The organism is Williamsia sp. 1135 (assembly GCF_002095395.1).
Taxonomy (GTDB): Bacteria; Actinomycetota; Actinomycetes; order Mycobacteriales; family Mycobacteriaceae; genus Williamsia.
Genome location: NZ_MJEI01000075.1, coordinates 15438 through 40254, shown reverse-complemented (window position 1 = coordinate 40254; position 24817 = coordinate 15438). Strand labels below are relative to the sequence as shown.

Below are 24817 nucleotides of genomic sequence, written 5' to 3'. Positions count from 1 at the left end.
CATGAGCACCCTCGGCCGCCGGGCAATACCCGCGCGGGCCTGGCTTCGCAATCCGCTCGCGGTGGCAGCGATGGCACTACTGCCCGCCGCCGCCGTCGGTCTCGCCCTGGCGGCCGGCGCCGGAGCGGGTCCTGCCGAGGTGATCGACGCCCTCGTCGAAGGAACCCTGGGTTCACCCTTCGCCATCGGAACGTCACTGAACAATGCGGCCATCATCATGTTCGTCGCCGCCGGATTCACCGTCGCCTACCGCGCAGGACTGGTCAATGTGGGTGGAGAAGGTCAGATGTGCCTCGGCGGTATCGCAGCCACCACGGTCGGCGTCACTGTCGGTGACGCGATGCCGGTCTGGCTCGGTGTCGTTCTCGCCCTCGTGGCGGCTGTGTTCGCCGGCGGCTGCTGGGCGGCGATCGCGGCGTGGCTGTATGTGCGCCGCGGAACCAGCGAGATCATCACCACTCTGCTGCTGAACTTCGTCGGTCTCGCGCTGGTCGTACTGGTGGTCCATGAGCCCGCTCTGCTGCGACAGCCCGTGACCTCGTCCGAGACACTCCCCCAGTCCGAAGCCTTGGGCGAGGCGAGTCATCTGCCGTTGCTGGGTCTGACAAGATCCCCGGCCACCATCGCCATCGTTCTCGCCCTCATCGGGATCACAGCGGTCGGAATCGTACTGCGGCACAGTGCCATCGGTCTGCGGCTTCGATCGGTCGGCCTGTCACCCAGCGCATCGGCGCGACTCGGGATCGGCGTCGACAAGGTTCGTTTCGTAGGTCTGGCCACTGCCGGTGGATTCTCCGGGCTGGCCGGCGGCATCCTGGTGACCTCGGCGCCCTTCGTACTCGCAGAGGGATTCTCTTCAGGGTTCGGCTTCACCGGCCTGGTGGTCGGCCTGCTGGCCCGCGGCTCGATGGTTGCGGTGGCGGCGGTCTCGGTGTTCCTCGGCTTTCTCGTCGCCGGCGGGATCAATCTGCAACTGGCAGCCGGAGTTCCGTCGTCCACCGTCACGGTGGTGCAGAGCGTACTGATAATCGTGATTGCCGGAGCAACACTCTGGACCACGACCTCCCGAAAGAAGACGTCGGCCGTCTCCCCCGCGGCCGCCACCGATGAGGCCGCTGAAGAGGTACGCCTGTGAACATCGACATGCTCACCCAGATCTTCACCAGTGGCGTCGCTTTCGCGATCTTGCTGATCGTCGCCGCCACCGGCGAGTCCATCAGCGAACGGGCCGGGGTGCTCAACCTCAGCATGGAGGGAATGATGCTCACCGGTGCCTTCGCCAGTGTCCTGGCCTCCGCGACTACCGAGTCCGCAGTCCTCGGCGTGGCCGCCGGGGTGCTGGCGGCCCTGCTCTTCGGTGTGGTGCAGGCACTGCTCACCGTGCGATTCCGCGCTGATCAGATCGTCGTCGGCATAGCCGCAAATGCGCTTGCCCTCGGCCTGACCACCTACGGTGCCAGGATCTTGCTCGACGACGGAAAGGGACAGGGTGTGGCCGGCTTCTCCGGAGTCGACATTCCCGTTCTCACCGACATTCCTGTCGTCGGACCCGCATTGTTCGGGCAGTCGCTGCTCGGGTATCTGTGCGTGGCCGTCGTGATCGCCATCGCATTGGTGTTCTCGGGACAGACCATGGCAGGCGTCCGGGTCGACGCCGTCGGCGAGGATGCCATCTCCGCCGGCTGGACCGGACTGTCCGTCAACAAGATCCGCGCACTGTGCGTGCTACTCGCCTCTGCGACGGGTGGCCTCGCCGGCGCGCAGTTGGCTTTGTCCGAGGTGCAGTCGTTCAGCGAGAACATGACCGCCGGACTCGGATACCTCGCCGTGGTCGCGGTCATCGCCGGCCGCTGGAAGGTGCTGGGCATCGTCTGGGCCTGCGTCTTTTTCGGCGTCGCCCGTGCGCTGCAGTTCGCCCTTCCCGCGGTCGGTGTGGACATCCCCTATGCCGTACTCGTGATGCTGCCCTACGTCATCGCCATCGTCGCCATCAGCGGCGTCGTCGGCGGCAGACGCGCACCGACCTGCCTCACCGTTCCTTACGCCGGTCGCTCCTGACCTCCATCACCTCTAAGGCACTGTCATGACTCTGATCCTCACCCATTCCGACATCGACGCCCTGATCGACCGCGCTGCGGTCTACCGCGTGATCGAACAGGCCCACATCGATCTCACCACCGGCGACGCGGTCAATCCGGCACCCGCTCAACTCCCACTGATCGACGGTGGCACAGCTCTTCCGATGGTCGCGTCCTCCCACCGATCGGGCGCCAGCGTCGTCAAGATGCTGTCCGACATGCCCCTTAACGGAGCCCGCGGACTACCCAGTCAGCGGTCGACGATCATGTTGTTGTCGGCACGAACCGGCGAGTGTGAAGCGGTACTCGACGGCAGGCTGATCACCGCGATCCGCACGGCCGCCGCGAGCGCGGTTGCGACCGCTCACCTTGCCCGGCAGGAGTCCTCGACCCTGGGATTGATCGGTGCAGGCACACTGGCCGTCGAGCATGCCCGCGCGATCTGTGCCGTCAGGCCGATCGAGAAGGTTCTCGTGTGGTCGCGGTCGGCAGCAACAGTGGACCGATTCCGCTATCGGACAACAGGTTTGGACGTACAGATCGAGTACGCCGAGTCCCCACGGCGAGTGGTCTCCGCCGCCGACATCGTGTGCACCCTCACTCCGTCGCAGACCCCGATCATCGAAGGCGCCTGGTTCCGGCCCGGTCTCCATCTCAACGCGGTGGGGGCACCGCCGCGACCGGACCACAGAGAGATCGACGGACCTGGCATGGCTGAATGTCGCCTGATCGTGGACAGCACCGCAACGGCACTGAGCAAATCGGGTGAGGTGCTCTTGGCCATCGCCGAGGGGTATCTGACCGCCGCCGACGTGCGCGTCGAGCTCGGCGACGTCATCGTGGCGCCTCAGACCGGTCGACGCTCGGACGACGAGGTGACGCTCTTCAATTCGGTCGGGATCGGTTTGCAAGATCTCGTCACTGCCCGCACGCTCCTGGACGCCGCGATTGCGCAGGGTGCAGGCTCGACGGTGCTTCTGAACGCCTGACGCCAGTCTCCGAAACCGGGACGGATCCCCGACCCATGATTACGCCGAGCGGCGGGCCGTCGCGAGCCGCGCGATGCGCGGCAGTGCGACCGCCATGACCGGGAGGTAGGCCGGGGCCCACACGGGCACGCCGAAACTCAGGACGCAACCGTCGCGCGTCGGAATCACCTCGTGCCGGGTGGCAGGCACGCCCGCCACCCGCCAGCCCCACGCCCGGCCATCGACGAACTCGTCGATCTCGAATGGCAGTGGTACTCCCACGGGCGTCAATACCTTGCCACGGCTACCGAAGGTCAAGGGTCCTGGTCCGTCGAGTTCGGCGCCGGAGACCGTGGGCCCCCACTCGGGCCACACTTTCAGATCCACCAACACCTCCCACACTGCTGCGGCAGGGGCGGCGATGGCGAGCTCGACGCTGGGCATTCGATGACGCAATCGCAGGCGCATGAGTGCAGCCATAGCCACCGTGGCGCTGGTTCAAACGCACCCGGTACCCAGCCGTCGGAGCGCCGGCCCGACGCTGTGTCGATTTCGATCGTCGCGGTTCGACTTGCGCGATCGGAGCAATTCAGTCAGCCTGGTCACGCAAAACGAGAACACGTTCTAGTATCGGAGGCAGCTCGGCCAACGGGGGATGGGTGGATGTACGACTTCGAGGATTCGCGCGACCGTACAAGCGGCCCTCCGCTGCCCAAACCGATGATCGCCCTCACCGCCCTCGAGGTGGTCCGGGTCGCTGTCGAATACCCCGTATCGGTCGGATTGGATGCCGTGTTGCCCGTACGACGTGTCGGCGGCGGCCGCCCGGTCCTGGTGCTCCCCGGGTTCTCTGCTTCGGATTCTCTGACCCGACGGCTGCGCGCACATCTGAGAAGACAGGACTACCGGGTACACGGGTGGGGGCTCGGAACCAACCACGGTCTGACAGACGAGATCGTCGCGGGCCTGCCCGCCCGGCTCGACACCATCCACGAACGGTACGGCCGGCCGGTCAGCGTGGTCGGCTGGAGTTTCGGAGGACTGCTGGCGCGATGGCTCGGCCATCTCCGGCCCGATCAGGTCGACCGCGTCATCACCTTGGGGTCACCCTGGCGGCCACAGGGGGAGATCACCCGCACCACCGCATTGTTCGAGAGAGCAGCCCGCAAGTACGGCCTCTCCCCCGAAGCCAGGGACATCGTCGACACGCTCCGACAACCCACGCCCGTCCCCTGCACTGCGGTCTATTCGAAGACCGACGGGGTCGTGAACTGGCGCAGTTGCGCGCTTGATGATGCCCAGGACCAGCAGAACATTGCGGTGGTGAGTAGCCATATAGGTCTTGTCTCGAACCCGCTCTCGCTGGCGGTGGTGTCCGACCGCCTCGCGCACGAGCACCCGGCCGATGCAGCGTTCCTATGGCGACGATGTCTGCACCGTTCGCTGTTCGGACACCAGCCCCGTACACCAACCGTGAGGTCATGAATGGCTGACAAGGCGATCGTCGTCAACGAACCCGATAGTGCATCGCTGTGGACCCAGCGGGATCCCACGTGGGTGGCGCGGGTGCTGCCCTTGCTCAAAGTGGCCGTCAAGGCGTGGTTCCGATCAGACGTTCGTGGTGTCGACAAGATCCCCGAAGGTGGCGCGCTGCTGGTCAGCAATCACTCCGGCGGTGTGATGGCGATGGATGTGCCGGTCATCGCGGTGGCCTTCTGGGATCACTTCGGCACCGAACGACCGCTGTACGTATTGGCCCACGACATCCTGTTTCTGGGACCGGCCAAAGAAGTCTTCTCCCGTACCGGTTTCGTCCCCGCCAACCGAAAGAATGCGCAGGACATCCTGCAATCAGGCGGCGTCACCATCGTGTTCCCCGGGGGCGACTACGACGTTTTCCGGCCGACGACATCCGCCAACCGGATCGATTTCGAGGGCCGGACCGGTTACGTGCGCACCGCGCTCGAGGCGGGCGTTCCACTGGTGCCGGTGGTCAGCATCGGAGGGCATGAAGCACAACTGTTTCTCTCGCGCGGTGAAGGTCTTGCCAAATTGCTGCAACTCGATCGCCTCACCCGGATGAAGTTCGTACCGGTGACGTTCGGCTTCCCATTCGGGTTCTCGTTGGGGCTTCCTCCGAACCTGCCACTGCCGACGAAGATCGCGACCCGTGTGCTCGACCCGGTTCACATCACGGAAGAGTTCGGAGACGATCCCGACATCGAGGAGGTCGATCGGGTCGTCAGAGATCGGATGCAACAGGCGCTCGACGAGATGGCGCGGACTCGCCGATTCCCGGTGATCGGATGAATCGCGTGAAGCACCTTGCCATCACCGGTGCGCATGGGGTGAAGCACACGATCTGGATGGTTCGGATACTCTGCAGCGCAGGTTTTCTCGCGCTGCTACGCCCTGACAAGTATGTACGGATGATTGCAGCGCTGCTGCGACTGGGCGCCTCACCCTTGACGGGTATCGGCCTGTCTGCCGCCCGCAGTCCGCGTGCAACGGCGATCATCGACGAGCGCGGGTCGCTGAGCTGGGCCGCGTTGGAGAACCGCAGCGACGCACTCGCCAACAGCAACACCAGGGAACCCGCGACCATCGGGATCTTGTGCCGAAACCACCGAGGGTTGGTCGAATCGCTGGCTGCAGCCACGAAGACCGGTGCCGACGCTCTCTTGCTCAACACCGGGTTCTCGGGGCCCCAGCTCGCGGAAGTCCTTGTGCGCGAGGGTGCGACGACAATCGTGTACGACGAGGAGTTCTCGGGGCTGGTTGCGCATGCGCGAGACAAGATCGAGGGATTGATCGAGTTGATCGCCTGGTGCGAGGACACCTCCGCGGGCAAGACCATCGATGAGATCATCACCGTCAACTCCGGGAACCGACCTCCGAAGCCCAAGAAGGCCGGGCGCATCATTCTGCTCACCTCCGGCACCACGGGCACGCCGAAAGGGGCGCGCAGATCTGGCGGCGGCGGCGCGGGCGCCCTCGCAGCCATGTTCGAGCGAATCCCGTGGCGCGCCGAGCAGACAGTGGTCATTGCCGCTCCGATGTTCCACGCCTGGGGTTTTGGTCAGATGGCGGTGGCGGCCTCGATGACCTGCACGATGGTGATGCGGCGCCGCTTCGATCCAGAGGCGACGTTGGCGATGGTCGACGAGCACGGGGCGCGTGGGCTCGCACTCGTTCCTGTGATGCTGGAACGGATCATGGATCTGCCCGGCGAGGTGCTGGACAACCATCAGATGGCGACACTGCGGTTCGCAACGATCAGTGGTTCCCGGATGAGGGCAGATGCAGTACGCGACTTCATGGATCGCTTCGGTGACGTGGTGTACAACAGCTACAACGCGACCGAAGCCGGGCTGATCAGCACGGCCGTCCCGGCCGATCTGCGCGCGGCGCCGGACACCGCGGGGCGTCCGGCAGCAGGCACCGATGTTCGGATACTCGACGAGAACTTCGAGGAGCTGGCCGCCGGAGATGTCGGAAAGATCGCTGTGTTGAGCAACTCGCATTTCGAGGGATACAGCTCGGGCGAGACGAAGGATTTTCACGGGGCCTTCATGCTCACCGGCGATATGGGGACGTTGGACCGAGCAGGCCGGCTGTTCGTCGTCGGACGCGACGACGACATGATCGTCTCGGGCGGAGAGAACGTCTTCCCACTCGAGGTCGAGGAGACGCTGCACCAACACCCGTCGGTGCTCGAGGCCGCGGTCCTCGGGGTCGACGATGCGCAGTACGGCCAGCGTCTGGCGGCCTTCGTGGTCCTGCGTCCAGGACAGTCGGCGGGAGCCGATGAGCTCAAGGCCCATGTGAAAGCCCAACTCGCGGGGTTCAAGGCTCCTCGCGACGTGGTCTTCCTCGACAGTTTGCCGCGTAATGCCACAGGCAAGGTGGTCAAACGTGAACTGCCCGAGGTACGCGACCCGGGTGTACCAACAGGTCCTGCCTCATGACCACCGCTGCGCTGCCGGGTCATACCTGATGGAACGCATGGAGGGCGTCGACGCCGGGTACCTGTACATGGAAACGCCCACCATGCACATGCACACGCTCAAGATCGCCATCATGGAGCCCAGCGACAGCTACACATTTGCCGGGCTCCAGCGACAACTGCTGTCCCGGATGAACGACCTGCCGCCTCTGAAACAGCGTCCATTACCGGTTCCATTCGCTCTCAACCATCCGATGTGGATCTCAGACGGACCCTTCGAGCCGGGCCGACACATATTTCGGCATGACCTACCCTCACCTGGTGGTCATACAGAACTCGAAGCACTGATCGGGCAGGTGTGCAGCACCCCCCTCGACCGGGACATCCCACTCTGGGAGGTGCACGTGTGCGAAGGGATGGCCGGTGGACTGGTCGCGGTGATCGGAAAACTGCATCATGCGCTCGCCGACGGTGGCGCAGCCAACGCCCTGATCGCCAACATCGCCGACCCCCGGGAAGGCACCCCCACCGCAGATCGGCGATCCGGCCGCCCCGCGGACTGGCACTTCGACGCCGTCCCGGCGAAGGGCACCCAGATCAAACTGGCGCTTCGCGACGCGACCGTGCAGATCGGGACAATCCATGGTCTGCTCGGTCGAACGACGAGCGGCGCTGTTGCTGCTGGTAGTCGACGGCGTGAGCACGACGTGAGTGTCCCCCGCCCGATTCTCGATGCCCCGCGCACCTCTTTCAACGGGGCGTTGACCCCGCGGCGGAACTTCGCCACCTGCACGCTTGATCTGGCTCACGTCAAGCAGGTTCGCAAGGCCAACGGAGTCACCGTCAATGACGTCGTCCTGGCGGTCGTGGGCGGTGCGCTCCGAACGTGGTTGGACGCACGCGACGAACATCCGGCGACTGCCCTGCTGGCCGGCGTGCCGGTCTCCACCGAAGAGGTGGGCAGTTCACCGCGGCTCAGCGGCAACCGGGTATCCAACCTGTTCACCACGCTCGCAACCGATGTCGACGATCCGATCGAACGGTTGCATACGATCTCGAACATCACGAGTGCCTCGAAAGATCTGCAACGCACCCTCGGCCCGAGCATGCTCGCCGACTGGGTCCAGTTCACCCCACCGGCTCCGTTCAGCGCTCTCCTGCGGTGGTATTCACATGCGCGGATGGCGGCGCGACATGCGCCGCCCTTCAACGTGATCGTGTCCAATGTGAAAGGTCCGCCCGCCGAGATCCGTATCGCAGGATCTCGCCTACACGACCTCTACAGTGTCGGGCCGATCATCGAGGGCATCGGTCTCAACATCACGGCGTGGTCGTACGCCGGTCGCCTCAACATCGCGGCCCTGAGCTGCCCTGACCTACTGCCCGATCTCCCGTCGCTTGTCGCCGCGCTGGAGCCGGCCCTCGAGCAATTGCGCAACCTGTGACGCAACACCAGAAAGGGTGAGACCAATGACTGTCCGCACAGTGATGACCGCAGCGCAACGCCTGTCCGGCCCCGGCGTCGACCTCCTACGCCAGGGAGCCGCAGCCGGACTTCGTGCGGCACTTCCTTCACCGCCTGAGGTCGACAGTGTGCCCGAAGGCCAGATTCTCGAATTGCCGGGTCGCGGACAGACTTTTGTCGTCGACGTGCCCGGCCCGACCCCGGAGGCGCCGACCATAGTGCTTCTGCACGCCCTGGGTTGCACCGCGTACCTGAGCTGGATGGCGACGTTCGGGGCCCTGTCGAACCACTATCGGGTGGTCACTTTCGACCAACGATGGCATGGTCGGGGCATCCGGTCGTCGAAGTTCGAGTTCGATGATTGCGCCGACGACGTGGCCGCAGTCCTGGACGCGCTGGGTGTCGATCGCGCGGTGATCGCCGGGTATTCGATGGGCGGCGCCGTCGCGCAGCTCACCTGGCGGCGTCACCCGCACAGGGTCTCGGGCCTCGTCTTGTGCTCGACAGCGAGAAACTTCCGTGGCAAACATGGGGAGCGCCTCTTTTTTCCGCTCATGACCGCGACCATGATGCCCCTGACCGGCTTCGCGCTGGCTCACGTGGATCAGCTGGCTCAGACACTCCCTGAGCTGCCGTCCATCGAGGTTGCCGACTCGGCCGCCTGGACGCGAGTCGAGTTCCGCAGCACCAGTGCGTGGTCGATCCCTCACGCGCTCGCCGAACTGGGGCGTTTCGACTCGGCGGCGTGGATCGGCGACGTGGACGTGCCGACCGCCGTCGTCGTGACCACTCGGGACCGGATCATCCCCAGTCGCCGACAGCGCCGGCTGGCCGCGTCGATCACGGGCGCTCAAGTGTTCTCCGCGGCAGGCGGTCACGCGGCCATCGTGCTCGGAGCCACAAACTGGGTACCGACGTTCGTGGAGGCCGCCGAGAACGTGATCGGCAGGATCGATCCCGAGATTCGGGAACAGTACTCCTACTGAACTACCAGTTCATGTCACAGGGGTTTGGTCCACGAGATCGAATAGCGAAACAGCAGGTGCCGCCGAAATTGCGATCCAGGCAGCAACTCGTGGGCGAGCTTCTTCATTTCTCGATAGCTGACAGGTGGCGGCCAGACAACGGGGCAGGGGTGCTTCCATAATTTGTGTCGACTGAGTACCGCGAGCGCAGAGACGGTCGATGTGAGGTCGATGATCAAATCGCGAGGTCGTTCACTGCTCGCACAACCGATCACGACCACGGTGCCACCCGGTCTGACGAGTTCCGCCATACGTAGAAGTCCACGTGCGGCATCGATGTGATGTAGAACCGCGACGGAGACGACTGCGTCAAATGATTCTGGTTCGAACGGATACTCGAGTGCATCGCCGCAGATGTAGTCGATGTCGTCGCCCGACTGCTCGCGAGCTGCTCGGATACTGTCCTCGTCAGGGTCGATGCCCACGACATGAGCTGATTGACCCCGCAATCGCCGGGCCAGCATCCCTTCCCCGCATCCGAAGTCCAGGACGGAATCGGTACCAGGCATCAGCCTGTCGGTCAGCCGATAGTAGTGGGTGTTGTAGTTCCAGCGGTCAGAATCGGGCGCCGAATGGCCATCCCAAGTTTTCAGATCGAACAACGATTTGTCACGATCACTATTGTCGATTCTTCGTCCAGAATTAAGCGAATGTACATTTTCGGTGTGCTGAACCCGTGTCAGCGGCCACGAAAAATTGCTCACGTCTGATCCCCGTCCATCCCGAATTGCCCGATTGGTATTCGTCATCAGCAATGACGTGTCCCGTCGACCCATCCACCAATTCCATATTCGCATATCCCGCGTCGCGGTATATGCGTCGACATTGTCAACTATACATATAAACGCGGCTGCACAATATTCGCCCCTTCGAAGGTGGTAATACAAGACAATTCAGATGAGCGCCTGCATATCGAGCGTGTAGTTGTCGCGACATCGCGCGAGGTACCTTCACCGAAACGACACGCTCGACTCAGGAGGGGGTGTCCACACCTGGCGTTATCGAGGACTTTGGAGCGTTCGGCACTGGCCACCGATCGGTACCAGGTGGCACGATCAATGAGATGACCAGCAGACCCCCCGACGCTCAGCGGTTGCGCGACGCCCAACAGTTGCGCGATCTCGCTCTGCTGCGCCGCGTCCGAGATCGGATCGACCGCGAGCATGCCCAACCCCTCGACGTCGAGGCGCTCGCGCGCGGTGTGAACATGTCTGCCGGGCACCTCAGTCGCGAGTTCAAGAGGGCATACGGGGAATCCCCCTATGCGTACCTGATGACCCGACGGATCGAGCGGGCCATGGCATTGCTGCGCCGCGGCGATCTCAGTGTCACCGAGGTGTGCTTCACGGTGGGCTGCTCCTCGCTGGGCACGTTCAGCACCCGATTCACGGAGCTGGTCGGCGTCCCGCCGAGCGTCTATCGGCGCGACGCGGCACTCGCGACGGCAGGGATGCCCTCGTGTGTTGCGAAACAGGTGACGAGACCGATCAGGAATCGAGAAGCGTCGGCCACCTCACCGCAACTAACGTGACCGGCATGAACATCAGCATCCACTCCAGCTTCCTTCCTCAGAACGATCCCGAGGCCGCTCTTTCGTTTTACCGCGACACCCTGGGCTTCGAACTACGCAACGACGTGGGCTACAACGGGTTGCGTTGGCTCACTGTCGGTCCCGTCGGCCAGCCCGATGTGTCGATCGTGCTGCACCCGCCCGCCGCCGATCCCGGTACCACCGACGCCGAACGTCGCACCATCGAGGAGATGATGGCAAAGGGGACCTACGCCAGCATCCTGCTGGCCACCAACGACCTCGACAGCACCTTCGAGAAGGTCCAGGCGGGCGGTACCGAGATCGTCCAGGAGCCGACAGAGCAGCCGTACGGCGTTCGCGATTGCGCCCTACGCGATCCTGCTGGGAACATGATCCGAATCCAGGAACAGCGCTGATCGATCGCGACACCGATCTGTTCACCGGCGGTTCGAAACCGCTGCGAGCCACCCCTGGTCGCACTGTTCGAACTGGTTAGATCGAGCAGTGCGACCTCGCCGCGGAGCGATGTTCGCTCCCCCGCCGACACAGATGGAGACCTCCGGACGTCATGGCCACCACCAAGAAGATCTCACCGACTCAAGTGCACGTCGCCGACAGTCACGATCTGATCCGTGTCCAGGGAGCACGGGTGAACAATCTGAAGGACATCAGCGTCGAGATACCGAAGCGGCGACTGACGGTGTTCACCGGCGTGTCCGGGTCGGGAAAGAGCTCACTGGTGTTCAGCACAATCGCCGCCGAGTCGCAACGCATGATCAACGAGACCTACAGTGCGTTCGTCCAGGGGTTCATGCCCACGCTCGCGCGCCCTGAAGTCGACGTCATGGACGGACTGACGACAGCGATCATCGTCGACCAGCAACGGATGGGCGCGGATCCGCGTTCCACCGTCGGCACGGCCACCGACGCCAACGCAATGTTGCGAATCCTGTTCAGCCGCCTCGGAAAACCGCACATCGGCTCACCGCAGGCGTACTCGTTCAACGTCGCCTCGATCTCTGGCGCCGGTGCTGTGACCATCGAGCGCGGTGGCCGGGAGACAAAGGAACGTCGAGAGTTCAGCATCACGGGCGGCATGTGTCCGCGCTGCGAGGGCCGGGGTTCGGTCTCCGACATCGACCTCACCGCTTTGTATGACGCGAACAAATCGCTCAACGAGAGCGCGATCACCATCCCGGGTTACAGCATGGAGGGCTGGTATGGGCGCATCTTCCGTGGCTGCGGATATTTCGACCCCGACAAACCGATCAGCAAGTTCACGAAGAAGCAACTGAACGATCTGCTGTATCGCGAGCCCACCAAAATCCAGGTGGATGGCATCAACCTGACCTATTCGGGTCTGATCCCGCAGATTCAAAAGTCTTTTCTCTCCAAAGATGTCGATGCGATGCAGCCTCACATCAGGGCATTCGTGGAGCGGGCGGTCATGTTCGCGACCTGCCCGGAGTGCAACGGGACACGGCTCAGCGAAGCAGCCCGCTCGTCGAAGATAGGGAAAGTCAGCATCGCCGACGCTTGCGCAATGCAGATCAGCGATCTCGCGGAGTGGGTGCGTGGACTTGACCAACCATCGGTGGCCGGCCTCGTGTCCACGCTGCAGCAGACCCTCGACTCCTTTGTGGAGATCGGTCTGGGCTACCTCTCACTCGATCGCCCCTCGGGCACCCTCTCGGGTGGCGAAGCCCAGCGCACCAAGATGATCCGACACCTCGGATCGTCCTTGACCGACGTCACCTACGTCTTCGACGAACCGACGATCGGACTGCATCCACACGATATCGAGCGGATGAACGACCTGCTGCTCCGGCTGCGCGACAAGGGCAACACTGTCTTGGTGGTCGAGCACAAGCCGGAGACGATCGCGATCGGCGACCACGTCGTCGACCTCGGCCCGCGCGCGGGCTCCGAGGGCGGAGAGGTGATGTTCGAGGGCACGGTGGAGGGCCTGCGGGCCAGTGACACCCTGACAGGGCACCACCTCGATGATCGGGCGGCCCTGAAGGAATCGGTCCGCGAGCCCAGTGGATCGCTGGAGGTGCGCGGTGCTGACTCGCACAATCTGCAAGACGTCGACGTGGACATCCCCTTGGGCGTTCTGGTCGTGCTGACGGGCGTCGCCGGATCTGGAAAGAGTTCGCTGATCCAAGGGTCGGTGACCGGCCTGGACGAGGTCGTGTCGGTCGATCAGACGCCGATCAAGGGTTCTCGGCGTAGCAATCCGGCAACCTATACCGGACTGCTGGAGCCGATCCGCAAAGCCTTTGCAAAAGCCAACGGGGTCAAGCCGGCCCTGTTCAGTGCCAATTCAGAGGGCGCCTGCCCGACGTGTAACGGCGCAGGAGTCATCTACTCAGACCTTGCGATGATGGCCGGGGTCGCGAGCAGATGTGAGGAGTGCGACGGCAAACGGTTTCAGGCGGCCGTGTTGGAGTTCACCTTCGGTGGTCGCGACATCAGCGAGGTGCTCGGCATGTCCGTCGCCGAGGCCGAGGTGTTCTTCGGTGACGGTGAAGCAAAACTTCCCGCCGCGCACAAGATCTTGGAACGTCTCGCTGACGTCGGCCTGGGGTACATCAAACTGGGCCAGCCCCTCACCACACTGTCGGGCGGCGAGCGGCAACGGATCAAATTGGCGACCCAGATGGCAGGTAAGGGCGAGATCTACGTCCTCGACGAACCAACGACCGGTTTACACCTCGCCGATGTCGAGAATCTGCTCGGGCTGCTCGACCGCCTCGTCGAGTCCGGGAAATCGGTGATCGTCATCGAGCATCACCAGGCAGTGATGGCGCATGCCGACTGGATCATCGATCTCGGTCCCGGAGCCGGCCATGACGGTGGCCGAATCGTGTTCGAGGGCACTCCTGCCGACCTCGTGGCCGATGAGTCGACCCTCACCGGGCAGCACCTCGCTGCGTATGTCGGAGCTTGATCAACCCGGCATTCGCGGGTTCACAGACTTTTCGACATCTGTCGGAAAGTGGGTCCAAACTCGGGGAGCCGCACTGCTGCGGCCCCCTGTAGTCAGAAAGGCAGATCCTCATGACCACCTCCGCCAACGCTGCTGTCCTGCGCGGTGTCGATTCCCCGTTCACGTTCGAACAGGTGGTGCTCGACGAACTCGAGCCGACCGAGGTCTTGGTGAAAATCGTGGCGACGGGGCTCTGCCACACCGACCTCGCGGTGGTTCACGGCCACATCCCGGCAGCGCTGCCGATGGTCCTCGGACACGAGGGTGCAGGCATCGTCGAACAGGTCGGCGCAGCGGTCACCGGATTCGTGGTCGGCGACCACGTGGGGCTGTCGTTCGCCGCCTGCGGCCACTGCGACAACTGCCTCACCGGCCGAGCGGCCTACTGCGTCAACTTCCTACTGCTGAACGTCGCCGGCGTCCGCGAGGACGGGACCACCACGATCAAAGGTTCGGACGGAGAGGTGATTCGGGGATCCTTCTTCGGGCAGTCCTCGTTCGCAACCCACGCGATCGTCAGCGCGCACAACGCCGTCAAGATCCCCGACGATGTTCCCCTCGACATCGTCGGACCACTCGGCTGTGGCATCCAGACGGGAGCCGGAACAGTTCTGAACTCACTGAACGTCCCCGCCGGGGCGAGCGTGGTGGTGACCGGGGCCGGGGCTGTCGGGCTCTCCGCCATCATGGCCGCACAGATCGCGGGCGCCACCACGATCATCGCTGTCGACGTCCTCGACCAGCGATTGGAGTTCGCGACGAAACTGGGTGCGACCCACACGGTCAACGGGGCCTCCGACGATGTCGTCGCGACGATTCACTCGATCACTGGCGGTGGTGCCGCATACGCGATCGACACGACGGCGATCCCGTCGGTGGTCGCCGATGCGATCAACTCCACGCGCTTCGGCGCGACCATCGCACTGCTCGGAGTGCCAAAACCGGATGCGGTACTGCCACTCGGGTTGATCTCCGGAGCGGGTAAGACGCTCGTGGGCGGCATCGAGGGCGACTCGGTTCCACAGGTCTTCATCCCGGAGTTGCTGGCGCTCTACCGTGCTGGCCGGTTCCCTTTCGACCAGCTCATCACGCGGTACGCGTTCGACGACATCGAGAAGGCCATTGCCGACACTCAATCGGGCGTCACGGTCAAGGCCGTTCTGACCATGCCGTGACTCGCTGATGGCAACTCGGGATCCGCGCACCGTCCGCACCGTCGAGGGACTGCGCGCCGCTCTGCGTGAAAGCGTCAACTCCGCTCCGCTGGACGAGATCTCGGTCAGCGAACTGTGTCGGGCCGCAGGCGTACAGCGCACCAGTTTCTACACGCACTACCCCAGCGTTGGCGATCTCCTCACCGCGATGCTCGTCGAGGCGGTCGAGGAGCCACTTGATACGCCCGACATGACGGGACTCTCGATCAGTGAGGTCGCGGTGGAGTTCCAGCGAACCCTGACCTCCGCCTACGGGGTCGCCACCCGGGACCGGGAGTTGTTCCGGGCGGGATTCATGTCCAACGGATCGTCGTCGCTACGACGGGCCCTGACGGACATGTTCACCCGTCGACTCCGGGTGGCGCTGGCGATCTGGATCTCGCATGGGGTGGCGGCCGAGGTCGATGCGGACGTGGCGATTCCGTTCGCTGCCGGCGGTCTGACCGCATCGATGGAGGCATGGGTGTGCGGGGACGGCGACGACGAGGTCCGATGGGCGGACTCCGTTCGAGACCAGATGCCTCCCTGGTGGCCGAGACCGGAATAGATGCGCGAGCTCAGGGCGCGAACGCCGCCAGCAGCATGCGCGCCGCGGTGCCGATGAGGGCCTGGCGGTCCGATGTCGGCGACCGCAGCAATGCGATCCGCAAACACAGACTCGCGGTCGCGCCCATCGTGAGGAATACGAGATCATCGAGTTCGGCGTCCCCGAGATCCGGTCGCAGTCGGCTGGGCAGAATGCGCGCAAGCGCCGCGACCGGTCCCCCGACGTCGCGCCAGGCGTCACCGAACTCCGCCTCGTCGGACGTGAAAGAAGCCCTCAGCACCGCGGCATGTTTTTCGAACGCAAAAGTGAGGGTCTCGACGATCGTGGTCACGGAGACCAACGGCTCCAAGTCCATCGCGCGACCTACACCTGTCGCCAATTCGGTCGTGATGTCACGTATTGCCGACCCACGCAGTTCCTCGATGATCGAGTCCATGTCGGCGAAGTAGCGGTAGACCGTTCCGATACTGACGTTCCCATGGTCCGCCAGCTCTTGTGTACTGGGCCGAACACCAGGGTGTCGTTCGAGGAGTTCGACGGTGGTCTCGAGCAACCTTGCACGCATCTCGACTCCACGTTGCTGCCGCGGTTTGGCCCGCGCATGAACGCGGTCGGCACCGCTTCTATAGTTCGCCACAAAAGTGAATAGTAAGTGAGGATTCCTCGTGTTTCACTGAAGACATGAAGAAACCGATACCGACCGAGCTCGTGAATGGCGACCGAGCTGTCGCCGATCACGGAGACAAGGGACGGCTGTGGCTCGAGGCGATGTGGAGCGCTGATCCGCTCGCAGACGCGGTGGTGAGCGACTCTTTCCCGGATTCCTCTGCGACCGCGGCTGTCGGGGCGGCCCTGGCCGGCGGGGTCGATGCGGTGACGGATGCGCCGCAATCGTTGCGGGCGTTGTTCGCCGTCCTCGACGCCGAGCCCGACTGGGTCGATCACGACCGATTGGACCGAGCAGCCGATGCGCTCGTCCAGCACACCGCCGCACTCGGGATCGTCTTGGGCGCAGCCTCCCTGGTTCGGGGGGCCGCCAACACGATCGCCGGGAAGCCTCTGTCACTCACCGGTCGATACGTCTCGCAGCCCGCGGTTCGCTCGGTCGAGGTCGGCGAGTGGCTGCGTAAGGTCATCTCCCCCGGCGGAATGCGCAGGGACGGATACGGTTTCACCTATACTGTTCGCGTCAGGGTGATCCACGCCCATGTCCGCCGAGCCCTGGTGAGCGGCGGGTTCTGGGACGAGGCCGCGTGGGGGGTTCCCATCCCGCAGCCCTACATGGCCTTCACCCTCGCCGAGTTCGGTCACATCGCCATCGAAGCGATGTACAAGGTGGGCGTCCGCTTCTCCGATCGCGAACTCGCTGACATCTACCACCTGTGGCGGTACGTGGGACACGTCATCGGCATGGACGAACGCCTCAATCCCCACGACGAGGCCGATCACATTCGGATCGAAGAGTTGTACCGCCTCACCTCTCCCGGTCCCGGCCAGGACGACCGTGAGTTCGTGCAGGCCCTCACGTACGACTACTTGATCCCAGAGCTGGCCAACGTGCTGCCCGGACCGTACGCCGTCCGACTGAAGCTGGCGTCGAAGCTCATGCAATCCCTGCAGCGGGTCTTCATCGGGGACACAGCGGCCGACGAATTGCAGATCCCCGACACCCCCCTCAAGCATGTGATGTCCCGGGTCGGTCCGGCGCTTGCTGTCGCCGGACGCGGCCGAGTACTCCTTGCCGGTGGCCCAGAGCGGCTTTCGAAGCGCGCGTACCGTGAGCGCGATGAGGAGATGACGCGGATGAGGACCAACTATCGGGTGACCCACGAGATGGTCGACAACGCTCCACCCACCACGATGCGGGCCCAGGCCACAGCCGGCTGATCGGCCGAATCGATTCCTCTGGCGTCCTTCTGCCACCATGGATCCAATGACAGTCCCGAAGATCCTGGTTTCATGACGCGCTTGCTGATGTTCGGGGCGGTCCTGGCCCTGGTGACGTTCTGGTTGCACCGCCGCCTCGTGCGCGCCCCCGGCCTCGGGCGTCCGTGGTCGATCATCGTCGACACCGCACTGGTCTCATTGTGGGCGCTTGTCGTCATCGGCACCGGTAGCGGCGAGGTCTTCGATCCTGGCTGGGCGCGGATCCCCGGCTTTGTCGGCATGGTGTGGTTGGCCGCCGTGTTCTATTTGATTCTCGGCCTCCTCGTCATTGCCGTGGTCTGCCTCCTCGTCCGTCTGGTGCAGCGCGCGCGGCACCGCGGACCGGAATCCGCCGCGGAACCAGCGGATGAGCCGGCGGGGACAAGTCGACGACGCGTTCTGCAGGTCGCCACCGCCGTGGTCGCGGTCGGCGCGATCGCCACCGCCGGATACGGCGTGGTGGAGGCGGCTCGACCACGTATCGTCCGGGTCCGCGTTCCGCTGCGACGTCTGCCCCCAGAATTCGTCGGGCTGACAGTCGCACTCGTCTCCGACCTGCATGTCGGCCCCACTCGCGGGCGTGAGTTCACTCAGCGGGTCGTCGATCAGGTCAACGAGCAGCGTCCTGATCTCATTGTCATCGCCGGTGACCTGGTCGACGGCACCGTCGCGAAAGTCGCTGCCGATCTCGCACCGCTCGCCGAACTCGATGCACCGCTGGGAGTCTTCGGTGTCAGCGGAAACCACGAGTTCTACGCCGATGACGGCGGCCGCTGGCTGGATGTCTGGGATCGGCTCGGCGTGCGCACCCTTCGAAACGAACGCGTGTCCATAGCCAGGGATGGCGCGTCCATCGACCTCGTCGGCATCCACGATTACTCGTCGCCGAAGCCCTACGAGCCAGATCTCGACGCCGCGCTCGCCGGACGGGATCCGAACACTTTCGCCCTCCTGCTCGCCCACGAGCCCCGGCAGGCCTTGGAAGCATCGGACCTCGGCGTCGACCTACAGCTCTCAGGCCACACACACGGTGGTCAGATGTGGCCCATCCGGTATCTCGTGCCTCTGCAGCAGCCCTCTCTCCAGGGCCTTGATCGTGTCGGGAACACCACGCTCTACACCACCCGCGGCGCCGGGGCGTGGGGCCCGCCGGTCCGCGTCGGTGCGCCCCCGGAGATCACGATCCTGACCCTGGTACAGCCCGAGTGAGAGTCAGTGCACAGCAGCCGCGTCCACGCCGATGTCGTAGATGAGGCGGTCATCGGCGAACAGGTCGAGCACTCGACGCGCTGCTCGGGACGGGGCCAGGATGCGAAAGCTGTCCGGTCGCCGTGCGTAGGCGGCCAAGACGATTTCGGCCGCAGCGCAGGAGAAGAAGTTGACGTCGGAGAGATCGACGGTGATGTCGGTGTGGTCGGCGATTGCCTCGTTGATGCCGGCCAGTAGTCGCGGGGCCGTCACCATGTCGACATCGCCGCGGACGCGCACCAGCGCATGCGTCTCTGTGACGGGTTCGACGGAGATCGCGAACGACCACTTGGCGGGGTGGAACGCCACGGCTGGGCCGAGGTCGGTCCTGGTGCGCAGAGAATCGAGGGTCATGATCGGCGCCCTTCTATGGGTTGACTGCAGACTGATGAGCACTCCGCCGCGTCCTGACACGGTCTGTTTAGACCTTAGGAAACCCACGCGCACAAGACAATCCGCAAACGCGCTTCGGCGCGCAACCGTGACTACCCGGTCACGAATCGATAACGACGGCAGTATTGCTCGGCCGGCGTTCATACACGGAAGACCATTGCCCGGGCGATCGGAGAACCGGACCTTTCGATTCCTACCAGCGGGGGCTCCCCGTCGGCCGCCGCTCGTCCCGCGGGATGTTACTCACTAGTATGTTGTGGGTCCGGGAACAAAATGAGGAAAGTGGGTCTTCGAAGTGTCTCCAATAGACGTCGCCATCGACGGTTTTCTCAACTCGAATCCATGGGCTGTCGAAGTGCTGAGCTTCTTCCTGGCCGGATTGCCGTGACGATCGCCGGGTCGCGGTTTTGTCTCACCCCCGTGTCCCCGGTCGTACTCCCCCGTAGATACCTCGTCTCACGATCAGTGGTTGCAGCACGCGCTCGACCGACCACACCGGAAACCGGAACCTTCGCCCACCCGGGCTGAACACCTCGAGTCCGTCGGGCTGCGCGCCGAGCACGGAGCCCCAGAGGGTTTGCCTCCCGCGGAAGTCATGAAGTTTCCGGCCACCCAGATCTGCCCGGATGTTCCGCGCCAGCAATTTGTCGGCCCGGTTGCGGGCCGATGTCCGGAACTCGTCAGTGGCCGCGACATCTCCGATGGCGAACACGTGTTCATGGCCCGGCACGCGGAGATCAGCCGAGACACGGACGAATCCCCGCTCATCGAGAATGTCGGGTGGTAACCAAGCGGTGTTGGGAACCACGCGGCCGATCGCCCAGAGGACGGCGTCTGCCGTCGCCGGTTTCTGTCCTGTTGTCCACTCCACCGTCCCACTCGTCAGATGGTCGGTGATCGAGCCACTGCCCGCGGACGTCGGGCCGGCCCAGGTCACAGCTCGGTGATCCGGGTGACAGATGACTCCGAGGTCGTCGAGCCGATGCCGTACTCGTTGCCACACCCGTGGGTGATGCCGCGGTAGCGCTCGGGCGCCCGGAAAGTAGAGGTCGATCCGCTTGGCGGGCCATCGGGCGGCCAGATTGGCCGCGCTGCTCACCGCGGCCGCCCCGCCCCCGATCACGGTCACCGACTCGGCGTCGGCCAGTCGATCGTGTACGCCTCGTAGCTCCGCGTCCACCTCGGCCGATGACTGCATCGTCGGGCGCCGCCAGAACCCGTTGGTCACCCCGGTCGAGATGACCAGGGTGTCGTACTCCTGTGTGGACTCGGAATCGTCGTCGTGCCGGACTTTGACCACCCGCGCCTCCAGATCGACACCCGTCAGTTCCCCGTGGACGGTTCGTACCCGATCGAGTCGGCGAAAACGCTCGAACGACGTCCAGTAGTCCCGGCTCCAGTCATCGGGGCGCGACAGCCGGACCCCCAGTTCCTGACCGCTGACGAGACCGGGTTTGACCGAGATCCCGACGACGTCGGTGTGCCGCGCCAGATGCATCGCGGTGAGCACTCCCGTGTCGCCCAGACCCGCCACGACGACGCGTGCACGTCTCACACCGTCACCTTGCGCGGCGGCCGGGGCACGAATCGTGACACCCGGTCGATGACGGATTGGTAGTCGGGCCGCCGCTCGAGGCTGCGCTGCTCCATCATCGGGATGCTGGCCCCGAGGAACATCGCCAGCATCGCTGCAGCACCTGCGAACAGCCACCATGCGTCGGCGGGAGCTGCGGCGACCCCGAAGAGCGCCAAAGAGAACCAGAAACCGAACTCACCGAAGTAGTTGGGATGACGAGACCAGCTCCACAGACCCTGGTCCATCACCTCCCCGGGACTTCGATCGCGGACGAACCGGTGCATCTGCCCATCGGCGACGTATTCGAGGATCACGGCCGCTGTTCCGACGACGAACGCGAGGCCCGCGAGCCAGATCAGCTGGTCACCCGTTCGGGTGACGGCCACATAGACCGGGAGCATCCCGAGGAACACCTGCAGCGTGGAGATCAGATGGATGGCAGCAAGATCGGTGAGGAACTCCCAGCGCCCGGCACGGCCCCGGAGCATTCCATAGCGCCAGTCCTCATGGTGGAGACCGGGAAAGGCGTACGCCCAGTTCGCCGTCAATCGAACTGCCCACAGGAGGACCACGACGAGTATCAACCAGCAGTGCACCGCGTCGAGCCCGACATCGCCAGCCGCCCACCAATAGATCATCAGGACCGGTGGCACCACGCTCCAGTAGGCATCGTAGAAGCTCGAGTTCTTGTGTAACCGACTGAATGTGAAGATCACCAGCGTGGCCAGCAGGTCTGCGATGAGGGTGTCGAGCCACAGCCAGGACGTGTCGGGGCCGACAGCAAGCCACACTGCGGCCACGAGAAAGGCCAGGAGGTAGGCGACGCCGACACGGACGAAGGATGCGTTCTTGGTCACGACTCCTGATACTGCCAGCTGCTCACCGGTTTTCGCGGCGCCTTCGCGGGCGTGCTCGCCGCGGACGGCTCAGAGCCCCTCCGTCAAATGGATGGTCACCGTAGCTCCGGCCTCCTTGCCGAGTACAGCGCGGAGGTCAGCTCTGATGGGCAGCTTGTGCCGGCCATCCCCCAACGCCATGAACGAACTCGTGAACGGGTGACCGTCGACGGTGCCGCGCACCTTCACCAATCCGCGGGTTCCGAAGAACGTCGCCGAGTCCGGCCAGACGATGTAGGTCCAACCGCCTTTGGCCGGACTCTTTTGCAGCGTCTCGGTGAATGTCTTGTCAAGCATGGTGATCTCCGTATCGAAGCTGGTCTCCATCAGACCACCGGGACCGCCCGATCTCATCGGTGGAGGGTCGAGCTCACGACAGGAGGAGCAGGGCGCATCCGACGAGCACAACATGGACAAAGCTGTACAACTTGTATGCCAACCGGTTTCGCGAGTAGGTATCGCGGATTCCGGTCAACACCGCGGTAGGCCAGCAGAGCGCCGCCATGAGAGCGGCGGCGGTGAGGACGGCCGCGCGTGAGGCCCCGCTACCGTGGAACAAGAGCAGGTACGCCACGACCGGCCACACTGCCATCATCACCACGAACCAACGCCGGACCGGCACGGCCCCGTAACGCAACGGGTAGGTCACTCGTCCGGACTGTTCGTCGCCCGGCATGTCACGCACGTCCTCGATCGGCAGCGGGATGATGAACATCGTCGCGATCACCACCGTCCAATACCACCCGACGTCATCGAGAGGGTGTGCGATGGCCCAGGCGCCCGCGAGCTGCGCGATCGCCCCAACCCAGGTTGTGACGGGCTTCCAGTAGCGATAGTGCCGCGGCCGGAGCAGGTGGTGGGTCACCTGAACGGTCGCCACCCACACGATCGCCATGACGCAGGTGACCGGACTGAGGAACGCCGACAGGGCCACGAAGATCGCCGAGCTGACATAGCTCCGTCGCCACATGCCCTCTGGCGTGACCATCCCGGCCGGGATGGGACGGTACGGCTTGTTGGTGTGGTCCTCTTGCGAACCACCTGCTTGGTTGGCCGTGTCGAAGACGTAGATGAAGAGCAGTGACCACACGAGACCCTGCAGCAGCGCGACAGCCAGATCGAATCCCGAGAGTTCGAAACGCAGCGCAGCGGTGAGCGTGAAGAGCAGTGGGGGCAGACTCGCAACCCAGACGTTGTCCGCGTTGAGCCGAACGGTGATCGCAATTTCCCGTCGCAGGCTCCAGCGCGACGTTGCTCCCCGCGTCGGACTCCCTGCAAACCGCAACATTCGCTCCCCGTATCGATGTCGAGTTCTGCGCGCAAGGCGCTGTCTCACCGCACACGTGCACCGCCTGCAGACGCGCTGAGTTTACTCGTGGCGCGCCGCGTTGGCGGTATCACTCGCGGGCTGCCACCGAGTGTGCACCACGCGGCCACCGAAAGTGGCCGGGGCTCAGGCTCACTCGGCAGCGCCGGCTTCAGCCCAGGACAAGCGTCGGGAGGCCGAACGCCGCTTCCCTGATGGTGAACACGCTGGTGCCGGGCTTGCGACCGACTCGGATCTCACTCAGGGACATCCCATCATCCGACAATCTCGGTGGGTTTCGCCGATGTCGCGAGACCGCCACGCGATTCCCCACAGCGATGCAGTCGCCTCCTCATCCTGCCCCTGTGCCCCGATCACCACCTCGACCACCACCTGGGTACTGCGAAAGAAGAGTTGGTGGATTCCGTCGTGAATGGCCTGCTCCAGACGAAAGTCGAGCCCGAGAGACCCGGCGAACAACGCTACGGCGGCGTCCCTGTCGGCCGCGTTGAAGACGAGATGGTCGATCGACTCGATATCGCCGGCATCCGGCCCGGATGGCAACTCCGACGCAGCCACCACACCCACCGCCGGCACACCTGAAGATACGGCGCGCGTCGGAGTCACCTCGTCGAGATCCATTCCCCGGCGACGCAGCAGTGTCGTCGTCGCCAGGTGATCGTCGACGGCGAAGAAGGCCCGGTGTGACCCGGCGGTGCGGGTCAACTCGACAGATCCGTTGCGCACGCGCAGATCGTCGCCGAGCAGCTGCCGGTAGGCCGCGCCGGACCGGTCGACATCATCGCAGGCCACAACGAGCACCGACGATCCCAGAGCCGTCTTCGCCAGATCAGTCATGAGTTCATCGAACCACGCACGACCGGTCGAGTACCGTTTCGACCATGTCTCTCGATCACGGCGACCCCGGCGACGCGCCCTCCGTTCCACCGCCCCTGAGCGACGTCGCCGACGCCAGGCGGCCCTCCGCTGCCGAAGAGGCGCGCACGATCGCCGGATCCAGCAACATCGGCACCCTCGCGAGCCTCACGTCCGACGGTTCGCCGTGGGCGTCCTTAATCACCTACGGTCTGCTCGCGGGCTCTCCCGTCCTCTGTGTTTCGCACATGGCAGAGCACGGCCGCAACCTGGCAGGCGATGGCCGCGCCAGTATCGCCATAGTCGCGCCGAATGCCGAAGCCGATCCCCTGGCCAGTGCCCGGATCACCCTCGCCGGCCACGTCGAACGGCCGACCGGCGATGAATTGACGGCCGCCCGGGAGGCCCATCTCGCCGGCGTGCCGGCCGCGAAGTACTACATCGACTTCAGTGATTTCTCGATCTGGGTACTGCGGGTGGAAAGAGTCCGCTGGGTCGGCGGCTACGGACGCATGGATTCGGCGAGCGCCGCCGACTACGCGGCCGCCGCACCCGATCCGGTGTCGCCCGGTGCTGCGGGTGCGATCGTCCATCTCAACGACGACCATGCTGATTCGCTGCTGGCGATGGCACAGACTCTCGGCGGGTTCCCGGATACCACTGCGGCCGTGTGCACCGGCGCCGATCGCTATGGACTCGACTTACGAGTCCATACTCCCCGGGGCATCGCGTATACCCGGGTCGGCTATTCGGAACCGATCGACGCATTGACCGAACTACGTTCGGCAACAGTTGATCTTGCGCGCCGGGCGCGTACTCGAGCCTAGTCT

25 protein-coding genes are annotated in these 24817 nt (G+C 64.4%); 16 read left to right on the top strand and 9 right to left on the bottom strand.

Going from position 1 to position 24817, the window contains the following annotated elements; genetic code table 11:
- Position 1: 1 nt before the first annotated feature.
- From BFL43_RS07185 to BFL43_RS07175, 3 genes are read left to right on the top strand one after another with little or no spacing between them, the layout of a single operon-like run.
- The gene (locus BFL43_RS07185; protein WP_094647619.1) at positions 2 to 1135 is read left to right on the top strand and encodes an ABC transporter permease; all 1134 of its coding nucleotides are present in this window, start codon (positions 2 to 4) and stop codon (positions 1133 to 1135) included.
- On the top strand, positions 1132 to 2058 hold the full coding sequence (locus BFL43_RS07180; protein WP_084891895.1) for an ABC transporter permease: 927 nt from the start codon (positions 1132 to 1134) through the stop codon (positions 2056 to 2058). Before BFL43_RS07185 ends, BFL43_RS07180 begins: the two co-directional genes overlap by 4 nt.
- 25 nt (positions 2059 to 2083) lie before the next feature.
- Positions 2084 to 3067 (top strand): ornithine cyclodeaminase family protein, encoded by a 984-nt coding sequence (locus BFL43_RS07175; protein ID WP_084891894.1) that lies wholly within the window; start codon positions 2084 to 2086, stop codon positions 3065 to 3067.
- A gap of 39 nt (positions 3068 to 3106) precedes the next feature.
- Here BFL43_RS07175 and BFL43_RS07170 read toward each other — a convergent pair whose 3' ends face one another.
- Positions 3107 to 3490 carry an SRPBCC family protein gene (locus tag BFL43_RS07170; protein WP_240498114.1) on the bottom strand — a complete coding sequence of 128 codons (384 nt, stop codon included), beginning with the start codon at positions 3488 to 3490 and terminating at the stop codon, positions 3107 to 3109.
- Positions 3491 to 3709: 219 nt separating this feature from the next.
- Between BFL43_RS07170 and BFL43_RS07165 the strand changes: the two genes are divergently transcribed.
- The 5 genes from BFL43_RS07165 to BFL43_RS07145 are packed head-to-tail and all read left to right on the top strand — an operon-like array spanning position 3710 to position 9443.
- On the top strand, positions 3710 to 4531 hold the full coding sequence (locus tag BFL43_RS07165; protein WP_084891893.1) for an alpha/beta fold hydrolase: 822 nt from the start codon (positions 3710 to 3712) through the stop codon (positions 4529 to 4531).
- Positions 4532 to 5356: a lysophospholipid acyltransferase family protein gene (locus tag BFL43_RS07160; protein ID WP_084891892.1), complete on the top strand. Its 825-nt coding sequence runs from the start codon at positions 4532 to 4534 to the stop codon at positions 5354 to 5356.
- On the top strand, positions 5353 to 7014 hold the full coding sequence (locus BFL43_RS07155) for an AMP-binding protein (protein WP_084891891.1): 1662 nt from the start codon (positions 5353 to 5355) through the stop codon (positions 7012 to 7014). The genes BFL43_RS07160 and BFL43_RS07155 overlap by 4 nt, the downstream gene beginning before the upstream one ends.
- Positions 6962 to 8437, top strand: coding sequence for a wax ester/triacylglycerol synthase family O-acyltransferase (locus BFL43_RS07150; RefSeq protein WP_168176550.1), 1476 nt, complete (start codon positions 6962 to 6964; stop codon positions 8435 to 8437). The genes BFL43_RS07155 and BFL43_RS07150 overlap by 53 nt, the downstream gene beginning before the upstream one ends.
- A gap of 25 nt (positions 8438 to 8462) precedes the next feature.
- Positions 8463 to 9443 carry an alpha/beta hydrolase gene (locus tag BFL43_RS07145; protein ID WP_084891889.1) on the top strand — a complete coding sequence of 327 codons (981 nt, stop codon included), beginning with the start codon at positions 8463 to 8465 and terminating at the stop codon, positions 9441 to 9443.
- A gap of 14 nt (positions 9444 to 9457) precedes the next feature.
- Here BFL43_RS07145 and BFL43_RS07140 read toward each other — a convergent pair whose 3' ends face one another.
- Entirely contained in the window at positions 9458 to 10084 is a 627-nt protein-coding gene (locus BFL43_RS07140; RefSeq protein WP_276206096.1) for a class I SAM-dependent methyltransferase, read from the bottom strand.
- Positions 10085 to 10545: 461 nt separating this feature from the next.
- Between BFL43_RS07140 and BFL43_RS07135 the strand changes: the two genes are divergently transcribed.
- The 5 genes from BFL43_RS07135 (at position 10546) to BFL43_RS28845 (ending at position 15766) form a co-directional block, all read left to right on the top strand.
- Complete coding sequence (locus tag BFL43_RS07135; protein ID WP_084891888.1) at positions 10546 to 11013, top strand: helix-turn-helix transcriptional regulator; 468 nt, start codon at positions 10546 to 10548, stop codon at positions 11011 to 11013.
- A 5-nt stretch (positions 11014 to 11018) separates the two neighbouring features.
- Positions 11019 to 11429: a VOC family protein gene (locus tag BFL43_RS07130; RefSeq protein WP_084891916.1), complete on the top strand. Its 411-nt coding sequence runs from the start codon at positions 11019 to 11021 to the stop codon at positions 11427 to 11429.
- A gap of 152 nt (positions 11430 to 11581) precedes the next feature.
- Positions 11582 to 13966, top strand: coding sequence for an excinuclease ABC subunit UvrA (locus BFL43_RS07125; protein ID WP_084891887.1), 2385 nt, complete (start codon positions 11582 to 11584; stop codon positions 13964 to 13966).
- A 110-nt stretch (positions 13967 to 14076) separates the two neighbouring features.
- Complete coding sequence (locus tag BFL43_RS07120) at positions 14077 to 15180, top strand: NAD(P)-dependent alcohol dehydrogenase (protein WP_084891886.1); 1104 nt, start codon at positions 14077 to 14079, stop codon at positions 15178 to 15180.
- A gap of 7 nt (positions 15181 to 15187) precedes the next feature.
- Entirely contained in the window at positions 15188 to 15766 is a 579-nt protein-coding gene (locus BFL43_RS28845) for a TetR/AcrR family transcriptional regulator (RefSeq protein WP_084891885.1), read from the top strand.
- 10 nt (positions 15767 to 15776) lie between these two features.
- On the opposite strand, the gene BFL43_RS07110 is transcribed toward BFL43_RS28845, so the two are convergent.
- Positions 15777 to 16331, bottom strand: a complete 555-nt coding sequence (locus tag BFL43_RS07110; RefSeq protein WP_084891884.1) for a TetR family transcriptional regulator — start codon at positions 16329 to 16331, stop codon at positions 15777 to 15779.
- A 116-nt stretch (positions 16332 to 16447) separates the two neighbouring features.
- On the opposite strand from BFL43_RS07110, the gene BFL43_RS07105 reads away from it, so the two are divergent.
- Complete coding sequence (locus tag BFL43_RS07105; RefSeq protein ID WP_084891883.1) at positions 16448 to 17653, top strand: oxygenase MpaB family protein; 1206 nt, start codon at positions 16448 to 16450, stop codon at positions 17651 to 17653.
- Between the two features lie 72 nt (positions 17654 to 17725).
- Positions 17726 to 18901 carry a metallophosphoesterase gene (locus BFL43_RS07100; RefSeq protein ID WP_084891882.1) on the top strand — a complete coding sequence of 392 codons (1176 nt, stop codon included), beginning with the start codon at positions 17726 to 17728 and terminating at the stop codon, positions 18899 to 18901.
- A gap of 3 nt (positions 18902 to 18904) precedes the next feature.
- Here BFL43_RS07100 and BFL43_RS07095 read toward each other — a convergent pair whose 3' ends face one another.
- The 6 genes from BFL43_RS07095 to BFL43_RS07070 all read right to left on the bottom strand — a co-directional run bounded on the left by BFL43_RS07095 (position 18905) and on the right by BFL43_RS07070 (position 23969).
- Positions 18905 to 19294: an STAS domain-containing protein gene (locus BFL43_RS07095; RefSeq protein WP_168176549.1), complete on the bottom strand. Its 390-nt coding sequence runs from the start codon at positions 19292 to 19294 to the stop codon at positions 18905 to 18907.
- 451 nt (positions 19295 to 19745) lie between these two features.
- Entirely contained in the window at positions 19746 to 20888 is a 1143-nt protein-coding gene (locus BFL43_RS07090) for an FAD-dependent oxidoreductase (RefSeq protein WP_084891880.1), read from the bottom strand.
- On the bottom strand, positions 20885 to 21766 hold the full coding sequence (locus BFL43_RS07085; protein WP_084891879.1) for a DUF1295 domain-containing protein: 882 nt from the start codon (positions 21764 to 21766) through the stop codon (positions 20885 to 20887). The genes BFL43_RS07090 and BFL43_RS07085 overlap by 4 nt, the downstream gene beginning before the upstream one ends.
- A 69-nt stretch (positions 21767 to 21835) precedes the next feature.
- Positions 21836 to 22159 (bottom strand): DUF1905 domain-containing protein, encoded by a 324-nt coding sequence (locus BFL43_RS07080; protein ID WP_346425950.1) that lies wholly within the window; start codon positions 22157 to 22159, stop codon positions 21836 to 21838.
- 16 nt (positions 22160 to 22175) lie between these two features.
- Positions 22176 to 23090: a UbiA family prenyltransferase gene (locus tag BFL43_RS07075; RefSeq protein WP_206186632.1), complete on the bottom strand. Its 915-nt coding sequence runs from the start codon at positions 23088 to 23090 to the stop codon at positions 22176 to 22178.
- 282 nt (positions 23091 to 23372) lie between these two features.
- Positions 23373 to 23969, bottom strand: a complete 597-nt coding sequence (locus BFL43_RS07070) for a hypothetical protein (protein WP_084891877.1) — start codon at positions 23967 to 23969, stop codon at positions 23373 to 23375.
- A gap of 44 nt (positions 23970 to 24013) precedes the next feature.
- On the opposite strand from BFL43_RS07070, the gene BFL43_RS07065 reads away from it, so the two are divergent.
- A complete protein-coding gene (locus BFL43_RS07065; protein ID WP_084891876.1) occupies positions 24014 to 24814 on the top strand; it encodes a DUF2470 domain-containing protein in 801 nt (266 codons plus the stop codon).
- The last annotated feature ends 3 nt before the right edge of the window (positions 24815 to 24817 follow it).